This window comes from Streptomyces uncialis (assembly GCF_036250755.1).
In the GTDB taxonomy this organism is placed as follows: Bacteria; Actinomycetota; Actinomycetes; order Streptomycetales; family Streptomycetaceae; genus Streptomyces; species Streptomyces uncialis.
On the sequence record NZ_CP109583.1, the window covers coordinates 5559196 to 5580950 of the forward strand.

17 protein-coding genes are annotated in these 21755 nt (G+C 70.5%); 15 read left to right on the forward strand and 2 right to left on the reverse strand.

Annotated features, from left to right (window positions below; translation table 11 throughout):
* Positions 1–16: 16 nt before the first annotated feature.
* The 14 genes from OG711_RS23135 to recQ all read left to right on the forward strand — a co-directional run bounded on the left by OG711_RS23135 (position 17) and on the right by recQ (position 18212).
* Positions 17–571 (forward strand): NuoB/complex I 20 kDa subunit family protein, encoded by a 555-nt coding sequence (locus tag OG711_RS23135; RefSeq protein ID WP_073792965.1) that lies wholly within the window; start codon positions 17–19, stop codon positions 569–571.
* Positions 568–1302, forward strand: coding sequence for an NADH-quinone oxidoreductase subunit C (locus OG711_RS23140; RefSeq protein WP_073792964.1), 735 nt, complete (start codon positions 568–570; stop codon positions 1300–1302). Before OG711_RS23135 ends, OG711_RS23140 begins: the two co-directional genes overlap by 4 nt.
* Complete coding sequence (locus OG711_RS23145) at positions 1302–2624, forward strand: NADH-quinone oxidoreductase subunit D (protein ID WP_073792963.1); 1323 nt, start codon at positions 1302–1304, stop codon at positions 2622–2624. The genes OG711_RS23140 and OG711_RS23145 overlap by 1 nt, the downstream gene beginning before the upstream one ends.
* Positions 2621–3517: an NADH-quinone oxidoreductase subunit NuoE gene (gene nuoE, locus OG711_RS23150; RefSeq protein WP_329560247.1), complete on the forward strand. Its 897-nt coding sequence runs from the start codon at positions 2621–2623 to the stop codon at positions 3515–3517. The genes OG711_RS23145 and nuoE overlap by 4 nt, the downstream gene beginning before the upstream one ends.
* Positions 3514–4875, forward strand: coding sequence for an NADH-quinone oxidoreductase subunit NuoF (gene nuoF / locus OG711_RS23155; RefSeq protein WP_329560248.1), 1362 nt, complete (start codon positions 3514–3516; stop codon positions 4873–4875). Before nuoE ends, nuoF begins: the two co-directional genes overlap by 4 nt.
* On the forward strand, positions 4872–7382 hold the full coding sequence (locus OG711_RS23160) for an NADH-quinone oxidoreductase subunit G (RefSeq protein WP_329560249.1): 2511 nt from the start codon (positions 4872–4874) through the stop codon (positions 7380–7382). The genes nuoF and OG711_RS23160 overlap by 4 nt, the downstream gene beginning before the upstream one ends.
* An 11-nt stretch (positions 7383–7393) precedes the next feature.
* Entirely contained in the window at positions 7394–8758 is a 1365-nt protein-coding gene (gene nuoH / locus OG711_RS23165; RefSeq protein WP_073793091.1) for an NADH-quinone oxidoreductase subunit NuoH, read from the forward strand.
* Positions 8755–9441: an NADH-quinone oxidoreductase subunit NuoI gene (gene nuoI, locus OG711_RS23170; protein ID WP_073792959.1), complete on the forward strand. Its 687-nt coding sequence runs from the start codon at positions 8755–8757 to the stop codon at positions 9439–9441. Before nuoH ends, nuoI begins: the two co-directional genes overlap by 4 nt.
* The gene (locus OG711_RS23175; RefSeq protein WP_073792958.1) at positions 9438–10253 is read left to right on the forward strand and encodes an NADH-quinone oxidoreductase subunit J; all 816 of its coding nucleotides are present in this window, start codon (positions 9438–9440) and stop codon (positions 10251–10253) included. The genes nuoI and OG711_RS23175 overlap by 4 nt, the downstream gene beginning before the upstream one ends.
* Complete coding sequence (gene nuoK, locus OG711_RS23180; RefSeq protein WP_019756142.1) at positions 10250–10549, forward strand: NADH-quinone oxidoreductase subunit NuoK; 300 nt, start codon at positions 10250–10252, stop codon at positions 10547–10549. The genes OG711_RS23175 and nuoK overlap by 4 nt, the downstream gene beginning before the upstream one ends.
* A 14-nt stretch (positions 10550–10563) precedes the next feature.
* Positions 10564–12462, forward strand: coding sequence for an NADH-quinone oxidoreductase subunit L (nuoL, locus tag OG711_RS23185; protein ID WP_073792957.1), 1899 nt, complete (start codon positions 10564–10566; stop codon positions 12460–12462).
* Between the two features lie 5 nt (positions 12463–12467).
* Positions 12468–14039 carry an NADH-quinone oxidoreductase subunit M gene (locus OG711_RS23190; RefSeq protein WP_073792956.1) on the forward strand — a complete coding sequence of 524 codons (1572 nt, stop codon included), beginning with the start codon at positions 12468–12470 and terminating at the stop codon, positions 14037–14039.
* A complete protein-coding gene (nuoN, locus tag OG711_RS23195; protein ID WP_329560250.1) occupies positions 14036–15685 on the forward strand; it encodes an NADH-quinone oxidoreductase subunit NuoN in 1650 nt (549 codons plus the stop codon). Before OG711_RS23190 ends, nuoN begins: the two co-directional genes overlap by 4 nt.
* 463 nt (positions 15686–16148) lie before the next feature.
* Positions 16149–18212: a DNA helicase RecQ gene (gene recQ, locus OG711_RS23200; RefSeq protein ID WP_329563981.1), complete on the forward strand. Its 2064-nt coding sequence runs from the start codon at positions 16149–16151 to the stop codon at positions 18210–18212.
* Positions 18213–18308: 96 nt separating this feature from the next.
* Here recQ and fahA read toward each other — a convergent pair whose 3' ends face one another.
* Positions 18309–19682: a fumarylacetoacetase gene (fahA, locus tag OG711_RS23205; protein WP_073792954.1), complete on the reverse strand. Its 1374-nt coding sequence runs from the start codon at positions 19680–19682 to the stop codon at positions 18309–18311.
* A gap of 221 nt (positions 19683–19903) precedes the next feature.
* Entirely contained in the window at positions 19904–20170 is a 267-nt protein-coding gene (locus OG711_RS23210; protein WP_329560251.1) for a hypothetical protein, read from the reverse strand.
* Between the two features lie 77 nt (positions 20171–20247).
* Between OG711_RS23210 and OG711_RS23215 the strand changes: the two genes are divergently transcribed.
* The gene (locus OG711_RS23215; protein WP_329560252.1) at positions 20248–21471 is read left to right on the forward strand and encodes an FAD-dependent oxidoreductase; all 1224 of its coding nucleotides are present in this window, start codon (positions 20248–20250) and stop codon (positions 21469–21471) included.
* The last annotated feature ends 284 nt before the right edge of the window (positions 21472–21755 follow it).

A 21755-nucleotide genomic window follows, 5' to 3' on the forward strand; every position in this document is an offset into this window, starting at 1 on the left:
GGTCTAGGGGCCACCAATGGGACTCGAAGAGAAGCTGCCGAGCGGTTTTCTGCTGACCACCGTCGAACAGGCCGCGGGCTGGGTGCGCAAGGCGTCCGTCTTTCCCGCCACCTTCGGCCTCGCGTGCTGCGCGATCGAGATGATGACGACGGGCGCGGGTCGCTACGACCTCGCCCGCTTCGGCATGGAGGTCTTCCGCGGTTCACCGCGCCAGGCCGACCTCATGATCGTCGCCGGACGGGTCAGTCAGAAGATGGCGCCGGTACTGCGGCAGGTCTACGACCAGATGCCGAACCCCAAGTGGGTCATCTCGATGGGCGTCTGCGCGTCCTCGGGCGGCATGTTCAACAACTACGCGATCGTCCAGGGCGTCGACCACGTCGTCCCCGTCGACATCTATCTCCCCGGCTGCCCGCCGCGGCCCGAGATGCTGTTGGACGCGATCCTCAAGCTCCACCAGAAGATCCAGAGCTCCAAGCTCGGCGTGAACGCCGAGGAAGCGGCCCGCGAGGCGGAGGAGGCGGCGCTCAAGGCGCTCCCCACCATCGAGATGAAGGGGCTGCTGCGATGAGCGAGGGCAATGGCGTGAACCCCGACCGGGACCTCAACGAACAGAACCTGCCGGGGCAGCGCGGCGACCACGGCGAGGAGATCCGCGTCCAGCGCGGCATGTTCGGCGCCTCGGGCGGCGGTGACACCTCCGGCTTCGGCGGGCTGGTGCGCTCCGTGCGGCTGCCGGGCGCGGCGGTCCGCCCGTACGGCGGCTGGTTCGACGAGGTCGCCGACGAGCTGGAAGGGGCCCTGGAGGAACAGGGTCTCGTCCCGGAGAACGCGATCGAGAAGACCGTGGTCGACCGGGACGAACTGACCTTCCACGTCGAACGCGGCTACCTGGTGCGCGTCGCGCAGACCCTGCGCGACGACCCGGCGCTCCGCTTCGAACTGTGCACCGGGGTCAGCGGGGTGCACTACCCCAGCGACAAGGGCCGTGAGCTGCACGCCGTCTACCACCTGCGGTCGATCACCCACAACCGGCTGATCCGGGTGGAGGTCTGTGCCCCTGACAGCGACCCGCACATCCCCTCGCTGGTGCGGGTCTACCCGACCAACGACTGGCACGAGCGTGAGACGTACGACTTCTTCGGGATCGTCTTCGACGGCCATCCCGCGCTCACCCGGATCATGATGCCGGACGACTGGCAGGGCTTCCCGCAGCGCAAGGACTACCCCCTGGGCGGTATCCCCGTCGAGTACAAGGGCGCCCAGATCCCGGCTCCCGACCAGCGGAGGTCGTACTCCTGATGACCACTTCATCTGCGTTTCCCAGGGAAACCACCGAGGGCACCGTCTACACGGTCACCGGCGGCGACTGGGACGAAGTCGTCCAGACAGCGGCCAAGGCGGACGACGAGCGCATCATCGTCAACATGGGCCCCCAGCACCCCTCCACCCACGGGGTGCTCCGGCTGATCCTGGAGATCGACGGCGAGACGGTCACCGAGGCCCGCTGCGGGATCGGCTACCTCCACACCGGGATCGAGAAGAACCTCGAATACCGGACCTGGACCCAGGGCACGACCTTCGTGACCCGGATGGACTATCTGACGCCGTTCTTCAACGAGGCCGCCTACTGCCTCGCCGTGGAGCGGCTGCTCGGTATCGAGGACGAGATCCCCGACCGGGCGACGATCGTCCGGGTGCTCCTGATGGAGCTCAACCGGCTGTCGTCGCACCTGGTGTGCATCGCCACCGGCGGGATGGAACTCGGCGCCACCACGATCATGATCTACGGCTTCCGGGACCGGGAACTCATCCTGGACCTGTTCGAGTTGATCACCGGTCTGCGGATGAACCACGCGTACATCCGGCCCGGCGGACTCTCCCAGGACCTGCCGCCCGGCGCGGTCCAGCAGATGCGGGACTTCGTCAAGACGATGAAGAAGAACCTCCCCGAGTACGACAAGCTCGCCACGGGGAACCCCATCTTCAAGGCCCGTATGCAGGACGTGGGACATCTCGACCTCACCGGCTGCATGGCCCTCGGCGCCACCGGGCCCGTGCTGCGCTCCGCCGGACTCCCGCACGACCTGCGCAAGACGCAGCCCTACTGCGGGTACGAGACCTACGACTTCGAGGTCCCGACCACCGACACCTGCGACTCCTACGGACGCTTCCTGATCCGGCTGGAGGAGATGCGCCAGTCGCTGCGCATCGTCGAGCAGTGTCTGGACCGGCTGGAGCCCGGTCCGGTGATGGTCGCCGACAAGAAGATCGCCTGGCCCGCGCAGCTCGCGCAGGGGCCCGACGGACTCGGCAACTCGCTCGACCACATCAAGAAGATCATGGGCACCTCCATGGAGGCCCTGATCCACCACTTCAAGCTGGTGACCGAGGGCTTCCGGGTCCCCGCCGGCCAGGTGTACGCCGCCGTCGAGTCCCCCAAGGGCGAACTCGGGGTGCACGCCGTGTCCGACGGCGGTACCCGCCCGTTCCGGGTGCACTTCCGCGACCCGTCGTTCACCAACCTCCAGGCCATGGCGGCGATGTGCGAAGGCGGCCAGGTCGCCGACGTCATCGTCGCTGTCGCGTCCATCGACCCCGTGATGGGAGGCGTCGACCGGTGAGCGCCACACCTTCCGAGGTGAGCCTCGGGATGCCCCAGCTCCCCGCCCCCGACTACCCGGCCGACGTCCGTGCCCGGCTGGAGGCGGACGCCGGGGAGCTGATCTCCCGCTACCCGGACTCCCGCTCGGCACTGCTGCCGCTGCTGCATCTCGTCCAGGGCGAGGAGGGCCATGTCACCCGGACCGGGGTGCGGTTCTGCGCGGAGGTCCTGGAACTGACGACGGCCGAGGTCACCGCCGTCGCCACCTTCTACTCGATGTACCGGCGCAAGCCGGGCGGGGAGTACCAGGTCGGCGTGTGCACCAACACGCTGTGCGCCGTCATGGGCGGTGACGCCATCTTCGACACCCTCAAGGAACATCTGGGTGTCGGCAACGGCGAGACCACCGAGGACGGCAAGGTCACCCTCGAACACATCGAGTGCAACGCGGCCTGCGACTTCGCGCCCGTGGTGATGGTGAACTGGGAGTTCTTCGACAACCAGACCCCCGGCTCCGCGATCCGCCTCGTCGACGACCTGCGCGCGGGCGCCACCGTGGAACCCACGCGCGGGGCGCCGCTGTGCAGCTTCAAGGAGACCTCCCGCATCCTCGCGGGCTTCCCCGACGAGCGCCCCGGAGCCGTCGAGGCGACCGGCGGCGCCGGACCCGCGTCCCTCATCGGGCTGCGGCTGGCCAAGGGCGAGCCCACCGCGAAGGTCGTCTCACCGCGCACCGGCGGACCGGGCGCCCGGACCGCCGAGGACCGGGCCCCTGATGGCCGTACCCGCGCCGCCGAGCACCTCAGCTCGCACGACGCACCGCAGGACACCTCGGCGTCCGACCCGTCCCATCCGTCGGGTCCGGTCACCGGGAATGCCGGGGACCCCGGCATCACCGAGGAGGGGGAGTGATGACGTTGGCGCCGGAGATCAGCCACCACAATCCGGAGAAACTGCTCTCACCGGTCCTGTCGGCCTTCTGGGACGAGGAGAACTCCTGGTCCCTGGACGTCTACCGGCGGCACGACGGGTACGAGGGACTGCGCAAGGCCCTCGCCATGTCACCGGACGAACTCATCGCCTACGTCAAGGAATCCGGCCTGCGCGGCCGGGGCGGCGCAGGCTTCCCCACGGGCATGAAGTGGCAGTTCATCCCCCAGGGCGACGGCAAACCCCACTACCTCGTGGTCAACGCCGATGAATCGGAGCCCGGGACCTGCAAGGACATCCCGCTCCTCTTCGCCAACCCGCATTCCCTCATCGAGGGCATCGTCATCGCCTGCTACGCCATCCGCTCGCAGCACGCGTTCATCTATCTGCGCGGTGAGGTCGTCCCCGTGCTGCGCAGACTGCACGAGGCCGTGCGCGAGGCGTACGACGCGGGATATCTCGGCAAGGACATCCTCGGCAGCGGACTGGACCTCGACCTCGTCGTCCACGCCGGCGCCGGCGCGTACATCTGCGGCGAGGAGACCGCGCTGCTCGACTCGCTCGAAGGCCGCCGCGGTCAGCCGCGACTGCGTCCTCCCTTCCCGGCCGTCGCGGGCCTCTACGCGTGCCCCACTGTGGTGAACAACGTCGAGTCCATCGCTTCGGTTCCCGCGATCCTGCACCGGGGCAAGGACTGGTTCCGCTCGCTCGGCAGCGAGAAGTCCCCGGGCTTCACGCTGTACTCGCTCAGCGGCCATGTCGCGGGCCCCGGCCAGTACGAGGCACCGCTCGGGATCACCCTGCGCCAGCTGCTCGACATGAGCGGCGGGATGCGCCCCGGCCACCGCCTCAAGTTCTGGACCCCCGGCGGCTCCTCGACCCCGCTGCTCACCGACGAGCACCTGGACGTCCCCCTCGACTACGAGGGTGTCGCCGCCGCCGGGTCGATGCTCGGCACCAAGGCGCTCCAGTGCTTCGACGAGACGACCTGCGTGGTGCGGGCCGTCACCCGATGGACCGAGTTCTACGCCCACGAGTCCTGCGGCAAGTGCACCCCCTGCCGCGAAGGCACCTACTGGCTCGTCCAGTTGATGCGGGACATCGAGGCCGGCAAGGGCGTCATGAGCGATCTGGACAAGCTGGGCGACATCGCCGACAACATCAACGGAAAGTCCTTCTGCGCCCTCGGCGACGGAGCCGCGTCGCCGATCTTCTCCTCGCTCCAGTACTTCCGTGACGAGTACGAGCAGCACATCACCGGTCGTGGCTGCCCGTTCGACCCGGCCCGGTCCACCGCCTGGGCCGACAACCCCGCCGACACCACGGAGGTGAACGCATGACGGTCACCACTGGCGCTCCCTCCGGGAGCTCGGGGGCGGCGGTCCCGCCCGAGGACCTCGTGTCCCTGACGATCGACGGCGTCGGCATCAGCGTGCCCAAGGGCACCCTGGTGATCCGTGCCGCCGAACTGCTCGGCATCGAGATCCCCCGCTTCTGCGACCACCCCCTCCTCGACCCCGCGGGCGCCTGCCGCCAGTGCATCGTCGAGGTGGAGGGCCAGCGCAAGCCGATGGCGTCCTGCACGATCACCTGCACCGACGGCATGGTCGTGAAGACCCAGATCACCTCGCCCGTCGCCGAGAAGGCCCAGCGCGGGGTGATGGAGCTGCTGCTCATCAACCACCCGCTGGACTGCCCGGTCTGCGACAAGGGCGGCGAGTGCCCGCTCCAGAACCAGGCCATGGCGGTCGGTTCGGCGGACTCCCGCTTCGAGGGGAGGAAGCGCACCTTCGAGAAGCCCGTACCGATCTCCACCCAGGTGCTCCTCGACCGTGAGCGCTGTGTGCTGTGCGCGCGCTGCACCCGCTTCAGCAACCAGATCGCGGGCGACCCGATGATCGAGCTGATCGAGCGCGGCGCCCTCCAGCAGGTCGGCACCGGCGAGGGCGACCCCTTCGAGTCGTACTTCTCCGGGAACACCATCCAGATCTGCCCGGTGGGCGCGCTGACCTCGGCGGCGTACCGGTTCCGCTCCCGGCCCTTCGACCTGGTGTCGTCGCCGAGCGTGTGCGAGCACTGCTCCGGCGGCTGCGCCACCCGCACCGACCACCGGCGCGGCAAGGTCATGCGCCGTCTCGCGGCGGACGACCCCGAGGTCAACGAGGAGTGGATGTGCGACAAGGGCCGCTTCGGGTTCCGCTACGCGCAGCGCCCCGACCGGCTCCAGCAGCCGCTGGTGCGCGACGCCGCGTCGGGTGAGCTGGAGCCCGCGAGCTGGCCCGAGGCACTGGACGCGGCGGCCCGCGGGCTCGCCGCCGCCCGTGGCCGTACCGGTGTGCTGACCGGTGGCCGGCTCACCGTCGAGGACGCCTACGCGTACAGCAAGTTCGCGCGCGTGGCGCTCGACACCAACGACATCGACTTCCGCGCGCGCGTGCACAGCGCCGAGGAGGCCGACTTCCTGGCCGCCCGGGTCGCGGGCCACGGCCGGGACCTCGACGGCGACGGTGTCACCTACCGCACGCTGGAACAGGCGCCCGCCGTGCTCCTCGTCGGCTTCGAGGCCGAGGAGGAGGCGCCCGGGGTGTTCCTGCGGCTGCGCAAGGCGTGGCGCACCCACGGACAGCAGGTGTTCGCGCTCGCCACGCACGCCAGCCGGGGTCTGAAGAAGGCCGGCGGCACGCTGCTGCCCGCCGCGCCCGGCACCGAGACCGAGTGGCTGGACGCGCTCGCGAGCGGGGTCGGTCTGGAGGCGGGCGGTGAGCGGGCCGCGGAGGCGCTGCGCGCCGAAGGGTCCGTGCTGGTGGTCGGGGAGCGTCTCGCCGCCGTGCGGGGCGGTCTGACGGCCGCCGTGCGGGCCGCGACCGCGACCGGCGCGCGGCTGGTGTGGATTCCGCGCCGCTCCGGTGAGCGGGGCGCGATCGAGGCGGGCGCGCTGCCGTCGCTGCTGCCGGGCGGCCGTCCGGCGACCGACCCGCGCGCGCGCCAGGAGATCGCCGTCGCCTGGGGCGTCGCCGAACTCCCGCACCGTTACGGCCGTGACACCGGGGAGATCGTGGAGGCCGCCGCCGGTGGTCTGCTCGGCGCGCTCCTGGTGGGCGGGGTCGAGGTCGCGGATCTGCCGGACCCCACGCGCGCGCGTGCCGCGCTCGACGGGGCGGGCTTCGTGGTCTCCCTGGAGCTGCGGCCCAGCGAGGTCACGGACCGCGCGGACGTGGTCCTGCCGGTCGCCGCGGTCGCGGAGAAGGCGGGCACGTTCCTCAACTGGGAGGGCCGGGGCCGTCCGTTCGAGGCGGCGCTGAAGCCCGAGCAGATGACGCGGCGGGTCGCGCCGACCGACGCGCGGGTGCTCCAGATGCTGGCCGACGCGATGGACGTCCATCTGGGTCTGCCGGATCTGCGCACCCTGCGCGGGGAGCTGGACCGCCTCGGCGGCTGGGACGGCCCGCGCGCGGGCGACCCCCTGGAGTCGGGGACGGCCCTGCCGCGACCGGCCGCCGGGGAGGCGGTCCTCGCCGGGCACCGGCTGCTGCTCGACCAGGGACGTCTCCAGGACGGCGACGACGCCCTGGCCGGGACCCGGCATCCCGCCGTCGCCCGGCTGTCGGCGACGACGGCGGCCGAGGCGGGCGTCAAGGACGGCGACGTCCTCGCGGTGACGGGTCCCGCCGGGAGCACGGCGCTTGTGCTGCGGGTGACCCGGATGCCGGACCGGGTGGTGTGGCTGCCGCTGAACTCGGCGGGCGCGGGTGTCACCGGTGACACCGGAGCGCGTCCCGGCGAACTCGTCCGTATCGGTCCGGCGGTGGAGCCGGTGTCACAGGAGGCCACGGAGGTGGAGTCATGACGCCCTCGACTCTGACACCGCTCGCCCTGGAGGACCTGTCGATGTTCGGCCGGGACCCCTGGTGGCTCGTGCTGATCAAGGCGGTGTTCTGCTTCGCGTTCCTGATGGTGACCGTGCTGTTCTCGATCGTGTGGGAACGCAAGGTCGTCGCCTGGATGCAGCTGCGGATCGGTCCCAACCGGCACGGCCCCTGGGGCATGCTCCAGTCGCTGGCCGACGGCATCAAGCTGATGCTCAAGGAGGACATCATCGTCAAACGCGCGGACAAGGTGGTCTACGTCCTCGCGCCGGTCGTGGCGGCGATCCCCGCGTTCATGGCGATCGCGGTGATCCCGTTCGGTCCCGCCGACAACCAGGTCTCCATCTTCGGCCAGCGCACCACGATGCAGCTGACCGACCTGCCGATCGCGATGCTGTACATCCTCGCGGTCGCCTCGGTCGGGATCTACGGCATCGTGCTGGCGGGCTGGAGCTCCGGTTCGACGTATCCGCTGCTCGGCGGGCTCCGCTCGTGCGCGCAGATGATCTCGTACGAGATCGCGATGGGCGCCGCGTTCGCGTCGGTGTTCCTGTACTCCGGTTCGATGTCGACCTCCGCGATCGTGGAGGCGCAGGCCGACCGCTGGTACGTGATCCTGCTGCCGGTGTCGTTCCTGATCTACATCGTGACGATGGTCGGGGAGACCAACCGGGCCCCGTTCGACATGCCGGAGTCCGAGGGCGACCTGGTGGGCGGCTTCAACACCGAGTACTCGTCCATCAAGTTCGCGCTGTTCATGCTCGCCGAGTACGTGAACATGGTGACGGTGTCGGCGGTGTCGGTGACGCTGTTCCTGGGCGGCTGGCGGGCCCCGTACCCCATCAGCACCTTCTGGGAGGGGGCGAACCAGGGCTGGTGGCCGATGCTCTGGTTCATCGTCAAGGTGCAGTTGCTGTTGTTCTTCTTCATCTGGCTGCGCGGCACCCTGCCCCGGGTGCGTTACGACCAGCTGATGAAGCTCGGCTGGAAGGTCCTCATCCCGGTCTCGGTGGTGTGGCTGATGCTCGTCGCCACCGTGCGGACCCTGCGCAACGAGAACTACGACTTCGCCGACATCGCGCTGTACGTCGGCGGCGGTGTCCTGGCGTTGCTGCTGCTGTCCGTCGTCGTGGACATCTACCGCGACAGAGGACGGGCCCGGGCCGCCGCCGAACAGGTCGTGGACCCGGTGGCGTTCGACCCGATGGCCGGCGGGTTCCCCGTACCGCCGCTGCCCGGTCAGGAGGCTCCCGCGGTGCCCCGCAGGCGTCCCCGCCGGGAGCGCGAGCTGATTGTCAGTGGCGGGCCGGATACTGCGAGTGACGGAGCTGTTGACGGAAAGGAGGCGTCCGAATGACTGAGCGATCCAAGGAGCCCGGCGGGACGGACGCGGCGAAGCAGGGGTTCCAGAACCCGGTCGCGGGCTTCGGTGTGACCTTCAAGGCCATGTTCAAGAAGCGGCTCACCGAGCAGTACCCCGAGCAGCCGAAGACCACGGCCCCCCGCTTCCACGGCCGCCACCAGCTCAACCGTCACCCCGACGGGCTGGAGAAGTGCGTCGGCTGCGAGCTGTGCGCCTGGGCGTGCCCGGCCGACGCCATCTATGTGGAGGGTGCCGACAACACCGAGGAGGAGCGCTACTCCCCGGGCGAGCGCTACGGCCGCGTCTACCAGATCAACTACGCGCGCTGCATCCTGTGCGGGCTGTGCATCGAGGCGTGCCCCACCCGCGCGCTCACGATGACGAACGAGTTCGAGCTCGCCGACAGCAGCCGCGCGAACCTGATCTACACCAAGGAGCAGCTCCTCGCCGGTCTTGAGGAGGGCATGGTCGACAGCCCGCACTCGATCTTCCCCGGCGCCGACGAGCAGGACTACTACAGCGGTCTCGTCACCCACGCCGCGCCGGGCACGATCCCCCAGCGGGCCGTGTCCAAGGGCGAGAAGCCGGACAGCGACGAGTCGGGCCGGGGCGGTGTGCCGGAGCCGTCGGCGCAGCGTCCCGGAGCGGCCCACCTGGGCGAGCGGAGCGGCTCATGAGCCAGCTCGCCGCCTACACCACGTCCACCGGTGAGTCGATCCAGTTCTGGGTGCTCGGCACGGTCGCGGTGATCGGCGCCCTGTGCACGATCCTGATGCGCCGGGCCGTGCACAGCGCGCTGTGCCTGGCCGGGACCATGATCATCCTCGCGGTGTTCTATCTCGCCAACGGCGCGTACTTCCTCGGCATCGTCCAGATCGTCGTCTACACCGGCGCGATCATGATGCTGTTCCTGTTCGTGGTCATGCTCGTCGGTGTGACCGCCGCGGACTCCCTCAAGGAGACCCTGAAGGGCCAGCGCTGGCTGGCCGCCCTGTGCGGTCTCGGCTTCGGCGCGCTGCTCATCGGCGGCATCGGCAACGCGTCCCTCACCGAGTTCACCGGTCTGGCCCAGGCCAACGCCGGGGGCAATGTCGAGGGCCTGGCCGCGCTGATCTTCACCAAGTACGTCTTCGCCTTCGAGATCACCGGCGCGCTGCTCATCACGGCGGCCGTCGGCGCGATGGTGCTCACCCACCGGGAGCGCACCGAGCGGGCGAAGACCCAGCGGGAGATGGCCGAGGAGCGGGTCCGCGCGGGCAAGCACCTCCCGCCGCTGCCCGCCCCGGGTGTCTACGCCCGGCACAACGCGGTCGACATCGCCGGTCTCCTCCCCGACGGCACCCCGTCCGAGCTGACCGTCAACCAGACGCTGCGCGCGCGGGGCCAGATCCGGGACGTGTCCCAGAAGGCCATGGAGGACCTCAAGGCCATCGAGGACCGTTCCACGGACCGCCTGGAGCGGCCCCGGTCCGAGGAGGCGTCGAAGTGAACCCGGTCAATTACCTGTATCTCGCCGCCCTGTTGTTCACCATCGGTGCCACAGGCGTCCTGATCAGGCGTAACGCCATCGTGGTGTTCATGTGCATCGAGCTGATGCTGAACGCCTGCAACCTCGCGCTCGTCGCCTTCTCCCGGATGCACGGCAACCTCGACGGACAGATCATCGCCTTCTTCACGATGGTCGTCGCCGCCGCCGAGGTCGTGGTCGGACTCGCGATCATCGTGTCGCTGTTCCGCTCCCGGCATTCGGCCTCGGTCGACGACGCCAGCCTGATGAAGCTGTAAGGGGACCCGGAACCGTGGAGAACCTGATCGCGCTGCTGGTGGCGGCGCCCCTGCTCGGAGCGGTGGTCCTGCTGTGCGGGGGCCACCGGCTGGACCGCGCCGGACATCTGCTGGGCACGCTCCTCGCCGGTGCCTCCTTCGTCATCGGCGCCGTGCTGTTCCTGGGCCTGCTCGGCCGTGACGCCGACGACCGGACCCTGCACCAGCACCTCTTCAGCTGGATTCCCGTCGAGGGCTTCCAGGCGGACATCGCCTTCCAGCTCGACCAGCTGTCGATGACCTTCGTCCTGCTGATCACCGGTGTGGGCACCCTGATCCACATCTACTCGATCGGCTACATGGAGCACGACGAGCGGCGCCGCCGCTTCTTCGGCTACCTCAACCTCTTCCTCGCGGCGATGCTGCTCCTGGTCCTCGCCGACAACTACCTGCTGCTGTACTTCGGCTGGGAGGGCGTGGGCCTCGCCTCGTACCTCCTGATCGGGTTCTGGCAGCACAAGCCCAGTGCCGCGACCGCCGCCAAGAAGGCGTTCCTGGTCAACCGGGTCGGTGACATCGGACTGTCCATCGCGATCATGCTGATGTTCACCACCTTCGGGACGTTCGCCTTCGGCCCGGTCCTCGGCGCCGTCGGGGACACCTCCGAGGGCACGCTCACCGCGATCGGCCTGATGCTGCTGCTCGCCGCGTGCGGCAAGTCGGCCCAGGTGCCGCTCCAGTCCTGGCTGGGCGACGCGATGGAGGGCCCGACCCCGGTCTCGGCCCTCATCCACGCGGCGACGATGGTGACCGCCGGTGTCTATCTGATCGTCCGCTCCGGCGCCATCTTCAACGCCGCCCCGGACGCGCAGCTCGTCGTCGCCATCGTCGGCGCGGTGACGCTGCTGTTCGGTGCGATCGTCGGTTGCGCCAAGGACGACATCAAGAAGGCGCTCGCCGGTTCGACGATGTCGCAGATCGGCTACATGGTGCTGGCCGCGGGCCTCGGCCCCATCGGCTACGTCTTCGCGATCATGCACCTGGTGACGCACGGCTTCTTCAAGGCCGGGCTGTTCCTCGGTGCCGGTTCCGTCATGCACGGCATGAACGACGAGGTCGACATGCGCAAGTACGGCGGGCTGCGCAAGTACATGCCCGTCACCTTCGTGACGTTCGGTCTCGGGTATCTCGCGATCATCGGCTTCCCGGGCCTGTCCGGCTTCTTCTCCAAGGACAAGATCATCGAGGCGGCGTTCGCCAAGGGCGGCACCGAGGGCTGGATCTTCGGCGGGGTCGCCCTGCTGGGCGCCGCCCTCACCGCGTTCTACATGACCCGCGTGATGATCATGACGTTCTTCGGTGAGAAGCGCTGGCAGCCCGACGCCGACGGCAACCCGCCGCACCCCCACGAGTCCCCGAAGTCCATGACGATCCCCATGATCATCCTGGCCTTCGGCTCGGTCTTCGCGGGCGCCCTGTTCAGCATCGGTGACCGCTTCCAGCTCTGGCTGGAGCCCGTCACCGGCGCCACCGAGCACGGCCACCCGCCGATCAGCGCCCTGACGGTCACCATCTCCACGGTCGTCGCGCTGGTCGTCGGCGCGGCGATCGCGTACGGCATGTACGGCCGCCGGCCCGTGCCCGTCGTCGCCCCGCGCGGCTCCCTGCTCACCCGCGCCGCCCGCCGCGACCTCCTCCAGGACGACTTCAACCATGTCGTCCTGGTCCGCGGCGGCGAGCACCTCACCCGCTCCCTGGTGTACGTCGACCACACCCTGGTCGACGGCGTCGTCAACGGCACGGCCGCCTCCGTCGGCGGTCTGTCCGGCCGGCTGCGCCGCCTCCAGAACGGTTACGCGCGCTCGTACGCGGTCTCGATGTTCGGCGGCGTGGCTGTCCTCATCGCCGCGACCCTGCTGATGAGGGCGGTCTGATACCGATGTCCTTTCCCCTGCTCACCGTGACGGCGGCGCTCCCGGCGATCGGCGCGATCGCCACCGCCGCCGTCCCCGCCGCACGGCGCACCGCGGCCAAATGGCTCGCGCTGCTGTTCTCCCTCGCCACCCTGGTCCTCGCCGCGATCGTCATGATCCGCTTCGAGCCGGGCGGCGACCGCTACCAGCTCACCGAGTCGCACTCCTGGATCAGCGACTTCGGGGTGCGCTACGAACTCGGCGTCGACGGCATCGCCGTCGTCCTCATCGGGCTCACCGCGCTGCTGATCCCGTTCATCATCCTGGCCGGCTGGCACGACGCCGACCCGCTGGAGGACAGCAACTCCCGCTGGCGGCCCACCCAGGGCTTCTTCGCCCTGATCCTCTCCGTCGAGGCGATGGTGATCCTCTCCTTCGAGGCCACCGACATCTTCCTCTTCTACATCTTCTTCGAAGCCATGCTGATCCCGATGTACTTCCTCATCGGCGGCTTCGGGGACCGTGCCCACGAGGGCGGCGACAAGGCGGCGGCGACCCAGCGGTCGTACGCCGCCGTGAAGTTCCTGCTCTACAACCTCGCGGGCGGGCTCATCATGCTCGCCGCCGTCATCGGGCTCTACGTCGTCGCCGGGAGCTTCTCGCTCCAGGAGATCACCGCCGCCCGTGCCAGCGGTTCGCTGGAGATGGCGACCAACACCGAACGGCTGCTGTTCCTCGGCTTCTTCTTCGCGTTCGCGGTGAAGGCGCCGCTGTGGCCGCTGCACACCTGGCTGCCCAACGCGATGGGCGAGGCCACCGCACCGGTCGCCGTGCTCATCACCGCCGTCGTCGACAAGGTCGGCACGTTCGCGATGCTCCGCTTCTGCCTGGGGCTCTTCCCCGAGGCGTCGAAGTGGGCCACCCCGGTCGTGCTGGTCCTCGCCCTGGTCAGCATCGTCTACGGGGCGCTGCTCGCCGTCGGCCAGCGCGACATGAAGCGCCTGGTCGCCTACGCGTCGATCTCGCACTTCGGGTTCATCGTCCTCGGCATCTTCGCGATGACGTCGCAGGGCCAGAGCGGCGCCACGCTCTACATGGTCAACCACGGCATCTCCACGGCCGCCCTGATGCTCGTCGCCGGATTCCTGATCTCCCGGCGCGGCTCGCGGCTCATCGCCGACTACGGAGGAGTCCAGAAGGTCGCCCCGGTACTCGCCGGGACGTTCCTGATCGGCGGACTGGCGACCCTCTCACTGCCGGGCCTCGCGCCCTTCGTCAGTGAGTTCCTGGTCCTGGTCGGCACCTTCGCGCGGTACCCGGTCGCCGGGATCATCGCGACCCTCGGCATCGTCCTGGCCGCGCTGTACGTCCTCGTCCTCTACCAGCGGACGATGACCGGCCCCGTGAAACCCGAGGTCTCCACCATGCCCGACCTGCGGGTCCGGGAGCTCGCGGTGGTGGCCCCGCTGATCGCGCTGCTCATCTTCCTGGGCGTCTTCCCGAAGCCGCTCACGGACATCGTCAACCCGGCGGTCCAGCACACCATGTCCGACGTCCAGCAGAAGGACCCCAAGCCCGAGGTGGAGGCGGCCAAGTGAACGCATCAGCCGTCCACAGCCTGTGGACAACGGCGGCCGAACCCGTCACCAAGATCGACACCCCCAAGATCGAGTACGGGCAGCTCTCGCCCATCCTGATCATCATCGCCGCCGCGGTGCTCGGCATCCTCATCGAGGCCGTCGTCCCGCGCAAAGCGCGCTACCACACCCAGCTCTTCACCGCCGTGGTGGCGCTGACCGCGGCGTTCGCCGCGGTCGTCGCCCTCGCGGCGAGCGGCTACGGCACCACCAAGGCGGGCATCGTCGCGATGGGCGCCGTCGCCGTCGACGGACCCGCCCTGTTCCTCCAGGGCACCATCCTGCTGACCGGCCTGGTCGCGATCTTCACCTTCGCCGAACGCCGCCTCGACCCCGCCACACACGGCAACCAGGTCGACTCGTTCGCCGCGCAGGCCGCGTCCGTACCCGGCAGCGACAGCGAGAAGGCCGCGGTCAAGGCCGGATTCACCACCACCGAGGTGTTCCCGCTCGCGCTGTTCGCCATCGGCGGCATGCTCGTCTTCCCCGCCGCGAACGACCTCCTGACGCTGTTCATCGCCCTGGAGGTCTTCTCCCTGCCGCTGTACCTGCTCTGCGCGCTCGCCCGGCGCAAGCGGCTCATGTCGCAGGAAGCGGCCGTCAAGTACTTCCTGCTCGGCGCCTTCGCCTCCGCGTTCACCCTCTTCGGCATCGCCCTGCTCTACGGCTACGCGGGCTCCGTGTCGTACGCGAGGATCGCCGAGGTCGTCGACGGCACCGTCGGGAAGATCACCCCGGCCCTCGCCGGGACCATGGGCAACGACGCGCTGCTGCTCGTCGGCGCCGCCCTCATCGTGATGGGCCTGCTCTTCAAGGTCGGCGCGGTGCCGTTCCATATGTGGACCCCGGACGTCTACCAGGGCGCGCCCACCCCCGTCACCGGCTTCATGGCGGCGGCCACCAAGGTCGCGGCCTTCGGCGCGCTGCTGCGGCTGCTGTACGTGGTGCTCCCGGGGCTGCGCTGGGACTGGCGGCCCGTGATGTACGCCGTCGCCATCCTCACGATGCTCGGCGGGGCGATCGTCGCGATCACCCAGACCGACATCAAGCGGCTGCTCGCGTACTCGTCGATCGCGCACGCGGGGTTCATCCTCGCGGGTGTCATCGCCGCGACGCCCGAGGGCGTGTCCTCGGTGCTGTTCTACCTCGGGGCGTACTCCTTCGTGACGATCGGCGCGTTCGCCGTGGTCACGCTGGTACGGGACGCCGGCGGCGAGGCCACGCACCTGTCGAAGTGGGCGGGGCTGGGGCGGCGGTCGCCGCTGGTCGCGGCGGTCTTCGCGGTGTTCCTGCTGGCCTTCGCCGGGATTCCGCTGACCTCCGGGTTCTCGGGGAAGTTCGCCGTGTTCAAGGCGGCGGCGGAGGGCGGTGCCGGGGCGCTGGTCGTCGTCGGTGTCGTGTCCTCGGCCGTCGCGGCGTTCTTCTATGTCCGGGTGATCGTGCTGATGTTCTTCAGCGAGCCGAACCCGGAGGGGCCGACCGTCGCGGTGCCGTCCGCGCTGACGTACGCGGCGATCGGGACGGGGGTCGTGGTCACGCTGGTGCTCGGTGTCGCGCCCCAGTACTTCCTCGACCTCGCCAGTCAGGCGGGAGTGTTCGTGCGCTGACGTTCCGTGTCGGCGGGGTGATCCGCGCCGGCGTGGCCGTCCGTCCTGGCCCGGTCCCTTCGGGGGCCGGGCCGTCGCGTTTCGCCTTCGCTTGCGCCCCGGGTTGCCTGTGCTGGGCGTACTTGTTCCCGTGCGGGTCGCCTTCGCTTGCGCTTTCTGGGTCTGTCCGGGTGGGCGTACTTGTTCCCTGTGCCGTCGCTCGTGGGGTGCGCAGTTCCCCGCGCCCCTGGATGCTGCCCCGGTCCGTTGTTCGTCGGGTGCGGGCCGGTCCTCGTCTTTGCGCAGTTCCCCGCGCCCCTTTGGGGGCGCCCCTTGCGGTGGTCGTTCGGGGGCGCCACTTCCGGAATTCGTACGGGGGCGGGGTTGTGGACAAGTGGTTCGGGGTGTCGGTGGGGGCGCCTATGGTGGCTGGGGAGTACGGGGACAGACGGTGGGACGGGCAGAGGTGACCGGGGTGACGGACATGAGCGGCGTGGTCGCGGAGCGTGCGGGCGGGGCCGCGCTGGAGACCTTGCGGAGGGTCTTCGGGTACGAGGCGTTCCGGGGGGACCAGGAAGCGGTCATCGAGCATGTGGTGGCCGGTGGGGACGCCGTCGTGCTGATGCCGACCGGCGGCGGCAAGTCGCTGTGCTACCAGATCCCCGCGCTGGTCCGGCCGGGCACCGGGGTCGTCGTGTCCCCGCTGATCGCCCTGATGCAGGACCAGGTGGACGCGCTGCGCGCGCTCGGTGTGCGCGCCGGGTTCATCAACTCCACCCAGGACTTCGACGAGCGCAGGGTGGTCGAGGCCCAGTTCGTCTCCGGCGAGCTGGACCTGCTGTACCTCGCGCCCGAGCGGCTGAAGCTGAACTCCAGCCTGGAGCTGCTCTCGCGCGGCAAGGTCTCGGTCTTCGCGATCGACGAGGCCCACTGCGTCGCCCAGTGGGGCCATGACTTCCGGCCGGACTACCTCGCCCTGTCGGTGCTGGGGGAGCGCTGGCCCGACGTCCCGAGGGTCGCCCTCACCGCGACGGCCACGCACGCCACCCACCAGGAGATCACCGCGCGGCTCGGGATGCCCGACGCGCGGCACTTCGAGGCGAGCTTCGACCGGCCGAACATCCAGTACCGGATCGTGCCGAAGGCCGAGCAGCGCAAGCAGCTGCTGGCGTTCCTGAAAGAGGAGCACGCGGGCGACGCGGGCATCGTCTACTGCCTGTCGCGGGCGTCGGTGGACCGGACGGCGGAGTTCCTGGTGCGCAACGGCATCGCGGCCGTGCCGTACCACGCCGGTCTCGAAGGGCGCGTCCGTGCCGAGCACCAGTCCCGGTTCCTGCGGGAGGACGGCCTGGTCGTCGTCGCGACCATCGCGTTCGGTATGGGCATCGACAAGCCCGACGTACGGTTCGTCGCCCATCTCGATCTGCCGAAGTCCGTCGAGGGCTACTACCAGGAGACGGGCCGCGCCGGCCGGGACGGCCTGCCGTCCACGGCGTGGATGGCGTACGGGCTCAACGACGTCGTCCAGCAGCGCAGGATGATCCAGTCCAGCCAGGGGGACGACGCGTTCCGGCGCCGTGCCAGTGCCCATCTCGACGCGATGCTCGCCCTGTGCGAGACCGTCGAGTGCCGCCGGGGCCGCCTTCTCCAGTACTTCGGCCAGGAGCCGCGGACGGGCGGCTGCGGCAACTGCGACACCTGCCTGAGCCCGCCGGAGACCTGGGACGGCACGGTGGCCGCGCAGAAGGTGCTCTCCACGATCGTGCGGCTGGACCGTGAGCGGCGCGGGCAGAAATTCGGCGGTGTGCACATCGTCGACATCCTGCTGGGCCGCAGGACCGCGAAGGTCATCCAGTTCGACCACGACCAGCTGTCGGTCTTCGGTATCGGTGAGGACCTGACCGAGGCGGAGTGGCGCGGTGTCGTACGCCAGCTGCTCGCCATGGAACTGCTCGGGGTCGAGGGCGAGCACGGCGCGCTGGTCCTCACGGAGGAGAGCGGGACCGTGCTGCGCGGCGAGCGCAAGGTGCCGCTGCGCAAGGAGCCCAAGCGCCCCACCACCCGTACCCCGGCCGCCGCCAAGGGCGAGCGCAAGCCCAAGGCCGTCGTCGATCTGGCGCCGGGGCTGCTGCCCGCCTTCGAGGCGCTGCGCGCGTGGCGTGCCGAGCAGGCCCGGGAGCAGGGCGTTCCCGCGTATGTGATCTTCCATGACGCGACCCTGCGGGAGATCGTGACGGCGTCGCCGTCCTCGGTCCGTGAGCTGGGCGGGATCAGCGGGGTCGGCGAGAAGAAGCTCGCCACGTACGGGGAGGGGGTGCTGGAGGTCCTGGCGGCCTTCGGTGACGGTCCTGGTCCGGGTGAGGAGCCGGTGTCCCCGGCCGCACAGTCACCCGCGCCGACGCCCACCGCCAAGCCGTCCGCGTCGAAGCCGTCCGCCGCCAAGCCGGTCGCCGCGAAGGCGCCCGCCCATGCCGCGGACGACGGGTACGACTGGAGTCGTGAGCCCGCCCCGGAGGACGAGCCGGAGCCCGAGGACCTGGGCTGGTAGTCGCCGGTCCGGCCGGACCGGCACCGGGCGCGTGGATGCCTTCCGCGGCCCGGCGGCCGGTCTCACGACCGGTGGCCCTTACGGTGCGGTGCGCCGTTACGCGTCGCCGCCCACGACCCGGCCCCGTACCTCGCCGAGGCCCACCCGCGTACCGTCCGGGCCGGGGGCCCAAGCGGTCAGGGTGACCTCGTCCTTGTCCGCGAGGAAGGTACGGGGGCCGTCGTCGAGGGGCAGCGGGTCCCGGCCGTTCCACGTCAGTTCCAGCAGGGAACCGCGCTGGTCGGGGCGGGGGCCGCTGACCGTCCCCGAGCCGTAGAGGTCACCGGTGCGCAGCGAGGCGCCGTTGACCGTCATATGGGCGAGCTGCTGGGCGGCCGTCCAGTACATGGTGGCGAACGGCGGCTCGGAGACCACCTGTCCGTTGATGGCGACGGAGATCCGCAGGTCGTAGCCGTCGGGCTCATGGCCGCCGGGTTCGCCGGACGCCTCGGGGGAGTCGTCGAGGTACGGCAGCAGCGGATGGGTGCGTTCCGGCGGGGACACCCGGGCGCCCTCCAGCGCGTCGAGCGGGGTGATCCACGCGGACACGGACGTGGCGAAGGACTTGCCGAGGAACGGACCCAGCGGGACGTACTCCCACGCCTGGACGTCCCGGGCCGACCAGTCGTTGAGCAGGCACAGCCCGAAGACATGCTCCCGGAACTCCCCGAGACCGACCGGGGTGCCGCGCTCCGAGGGGGCGCCGACGACGAAGCCCACCTCGGCCTCGATGTCCAGCTTCACCGACGGCCCGAACACCGGCGCGGGATCGGTGGGCGCCTTGCGCTGCCCCCGTGGGCGGACGATGTCGGTGCCGGACACGACGACGGTCCCGGAGCGGCCGTGGTAACCGATCGGCAGATGCTTCCAGTTGGGGGTCAGTGAGTCCTCGGCGTCCGGGCGGAAGATCTGCCCGACATTGCGGGCGTGGTGCTCGGACGCGTAGAAGTCGACGTAGTCCGCCACGTCGAACGGCAGATGCAGCGTCACCTCCGACAGCGGGTGCAGCAGGGGCCGTACGGTCTCGCGGTACGCGGGCACCGTCACCCACGCGGTGAGCGCGCGGCGTACGTCGCTCCAGGCGGTGCGGCCCGCCGCGAGAAGGGGGTTCAGGGTGGGCCGGGCGAGCAGGGACACATACGGCGAACCGAGGGCGGCGGCCACCGCGCCCGCGTCCAGGACATGGTCCCCGAGCCGTACGCCCACCCGGCGGCCGTCCACCGCCCCGGAGGACGAGCCGGAGCCGGGGGCGGGCGACGGACCGGACCCGGGCGACGGGCCGGGGGCGCCGGGGGCGGGGTCCGCGTCGGGGGTGGGCAGGGAGAAGACACCGTACGGAAGGTTGTGCGGACCGAAAGGGTCGCCCGCGGAGAGGTCGAAGGGGTCGCCCTGGGGACGGTCGAGCGGGGTCTGCTCGTGCTGGTCGGGCATCGGCTGCTGCCTCACTTTCCGTGTGGTTGGGGCACACGTTACGTCGGACACGCGAGCCGGGGCAGTGACTAAAGAGTTCGCAATGCCGGATTAAAGCGCGTTGCCGGACTCCTCGGTTCCGCCTCGCCGTCCCGTAGCGTCCTCGCAGGGAACGCGGACCGGTCCGATCCGTGTCCTGGGGACGTTGTGGAGGGCCCATGGCCGGACGCACGACCGTGCCGTCAACAGCGGACCAGGACGTACCGCCCCTGCTCGTCAAGTTTGGCCAGTACCCGTCCCACCACGGTGGCCCGGGCGTGGTCCGCGGCCCCGGACGGTTCGGTGTCCCCGTGTGTGCCCGCGGCGGGGACCGGTTCCTCGTGGATGTCCCACGCCATCGCGCCGTGGCGCCCGCCCGCCTTGTCCGTCCGCCCCTGGGCGTGGTGTCCGCGGTGGTTCCGGCGGGCCGGGCGCCCCGGCTCCGGCGCCCGCCGGGCCGTGCGGGACACCGGTTCCACGCGCGCGTGACGGGCGTCCGGCCCGCGCGGCCGTGGTGAGGCAAGTCGCCGTCCTCAGGAGGGACTTCGTGAATCATCCGGTCGCAGTCGTCGGAGCCGGGCCGTACGGCCTGTCCACCGCCGCACACTTACGCGCACGCGGTCTGCCGGTGCGCGTCTTCGGCGAGCCGATGGCGAGCTGGCGGGCGAACATGCCCGCCGGGATGCTCCTCAAGTCGACGCCCGCCGCGTCGAACATCGACGCGCCCCGGCCGGGCCACACCCTGGCCGACTACTGCGCGGCGATCGGCGCGCGGCCCCTGGTGAGCGACGAGGACCTGGTCCCCGTCGAGACGTTCACCGCCTATGGAGAATGGTTTCAGCAGGAGTTGGTCCCCGAGCTGGAACGGGTACGGGTCGTCGCCGTCGAACCGCGCGGTGACACCTTCGAACTGAAGCTGGACTCCGGCGAGACCTGCGTGGCCCGCGCGGTCGTCGTCGCGACCGGACTGTCCTCGTTCACCCACCTCCCGCGCGAGCTGACCGGGGCGGCGCCCGACGGGCCCAGCCCGCAGGGACCGCTGTCGCACAGCTCCCAGCACACCGACCTGAGCGTGTTCGCCGGCAAGGACCTCGCCGTCGTCGGAGCCGGGCAGTCCGCCCTGGAGACGGCCGTGCTGGCCGCCGAGGCGGGGGCCCGGGTACGGGTGGTGGCCCGCGGCAAGGGCGCGGTGGACTTCGGGGACCCGCCCTGGGAGCAGCCGCGGCTGCGTCCCGTGTCGCCCTTCGGCCGGGCCTGGTCGCTGTACGCGCTCAGCTATCACGCGCAGCCGTACCGCTTCCTGCCGCCGCAGGCCCGCCACCATCTGGTCCGCCGGGTCCTCGGACCGCTGGGCGCCTGGTGGCTGCGGGAGCGGTTCGAGCGCTCGGTGACCGTGCGCGAGGTGCGGCGGGTCGTGCGTTCCGGGGTCGAGGGCAGCGGGCCGGACAGCCGTCCGCTGCTGGCCCTGGAGGCCCCCGCGGGCCGTATAGCGGCACGTATAGGGGAGCTCTCCGCCGACCATGTGATCGCCGCCACCGGCTACCGCGTCGACCTCGCCGCGCTGGACTTCCTCGGCCACTCGCTGCGCGCCCGGCTCGGGACGAGCCGGGGCACCCCGCTGCTGCGCGCGGGCTTCGTCTCCTCCGTCCCCGGCCTGTACTTCACGGGGCTCCCGGCGGCGGCGTCGTACGGGCCGGTGATGCGCTTCGTGTGCGGCACCCGGTTCGCGTCACCACGGTTGGCCGCGCATCTCGCGGCGGCCCACGGATGACGATGCGGTGGGGTGGTCGACGGGTACGGGTACGGGTACTGCGGTCGACGGGTGCGGGTGCGGGTGCTGCGCTGGCGGTCACGGGTTGGGGTGCTGCGGCCGAGGGTGCGGGTGCGGGTGCTGCGGCGACGGGTACTGGTGCGGCCCACGGGTGACGGTGCGGTGTCGCACGGGGGCCGGTGCCGCCGGGCCCGGTCCGGGGGAGGGGCGGAGTGGTCCGGGGCCCCATTACCGTACGGAGCCCGTCCCGGTCATCTCCTCTTCACAGTCGGCCCGTTGACCCC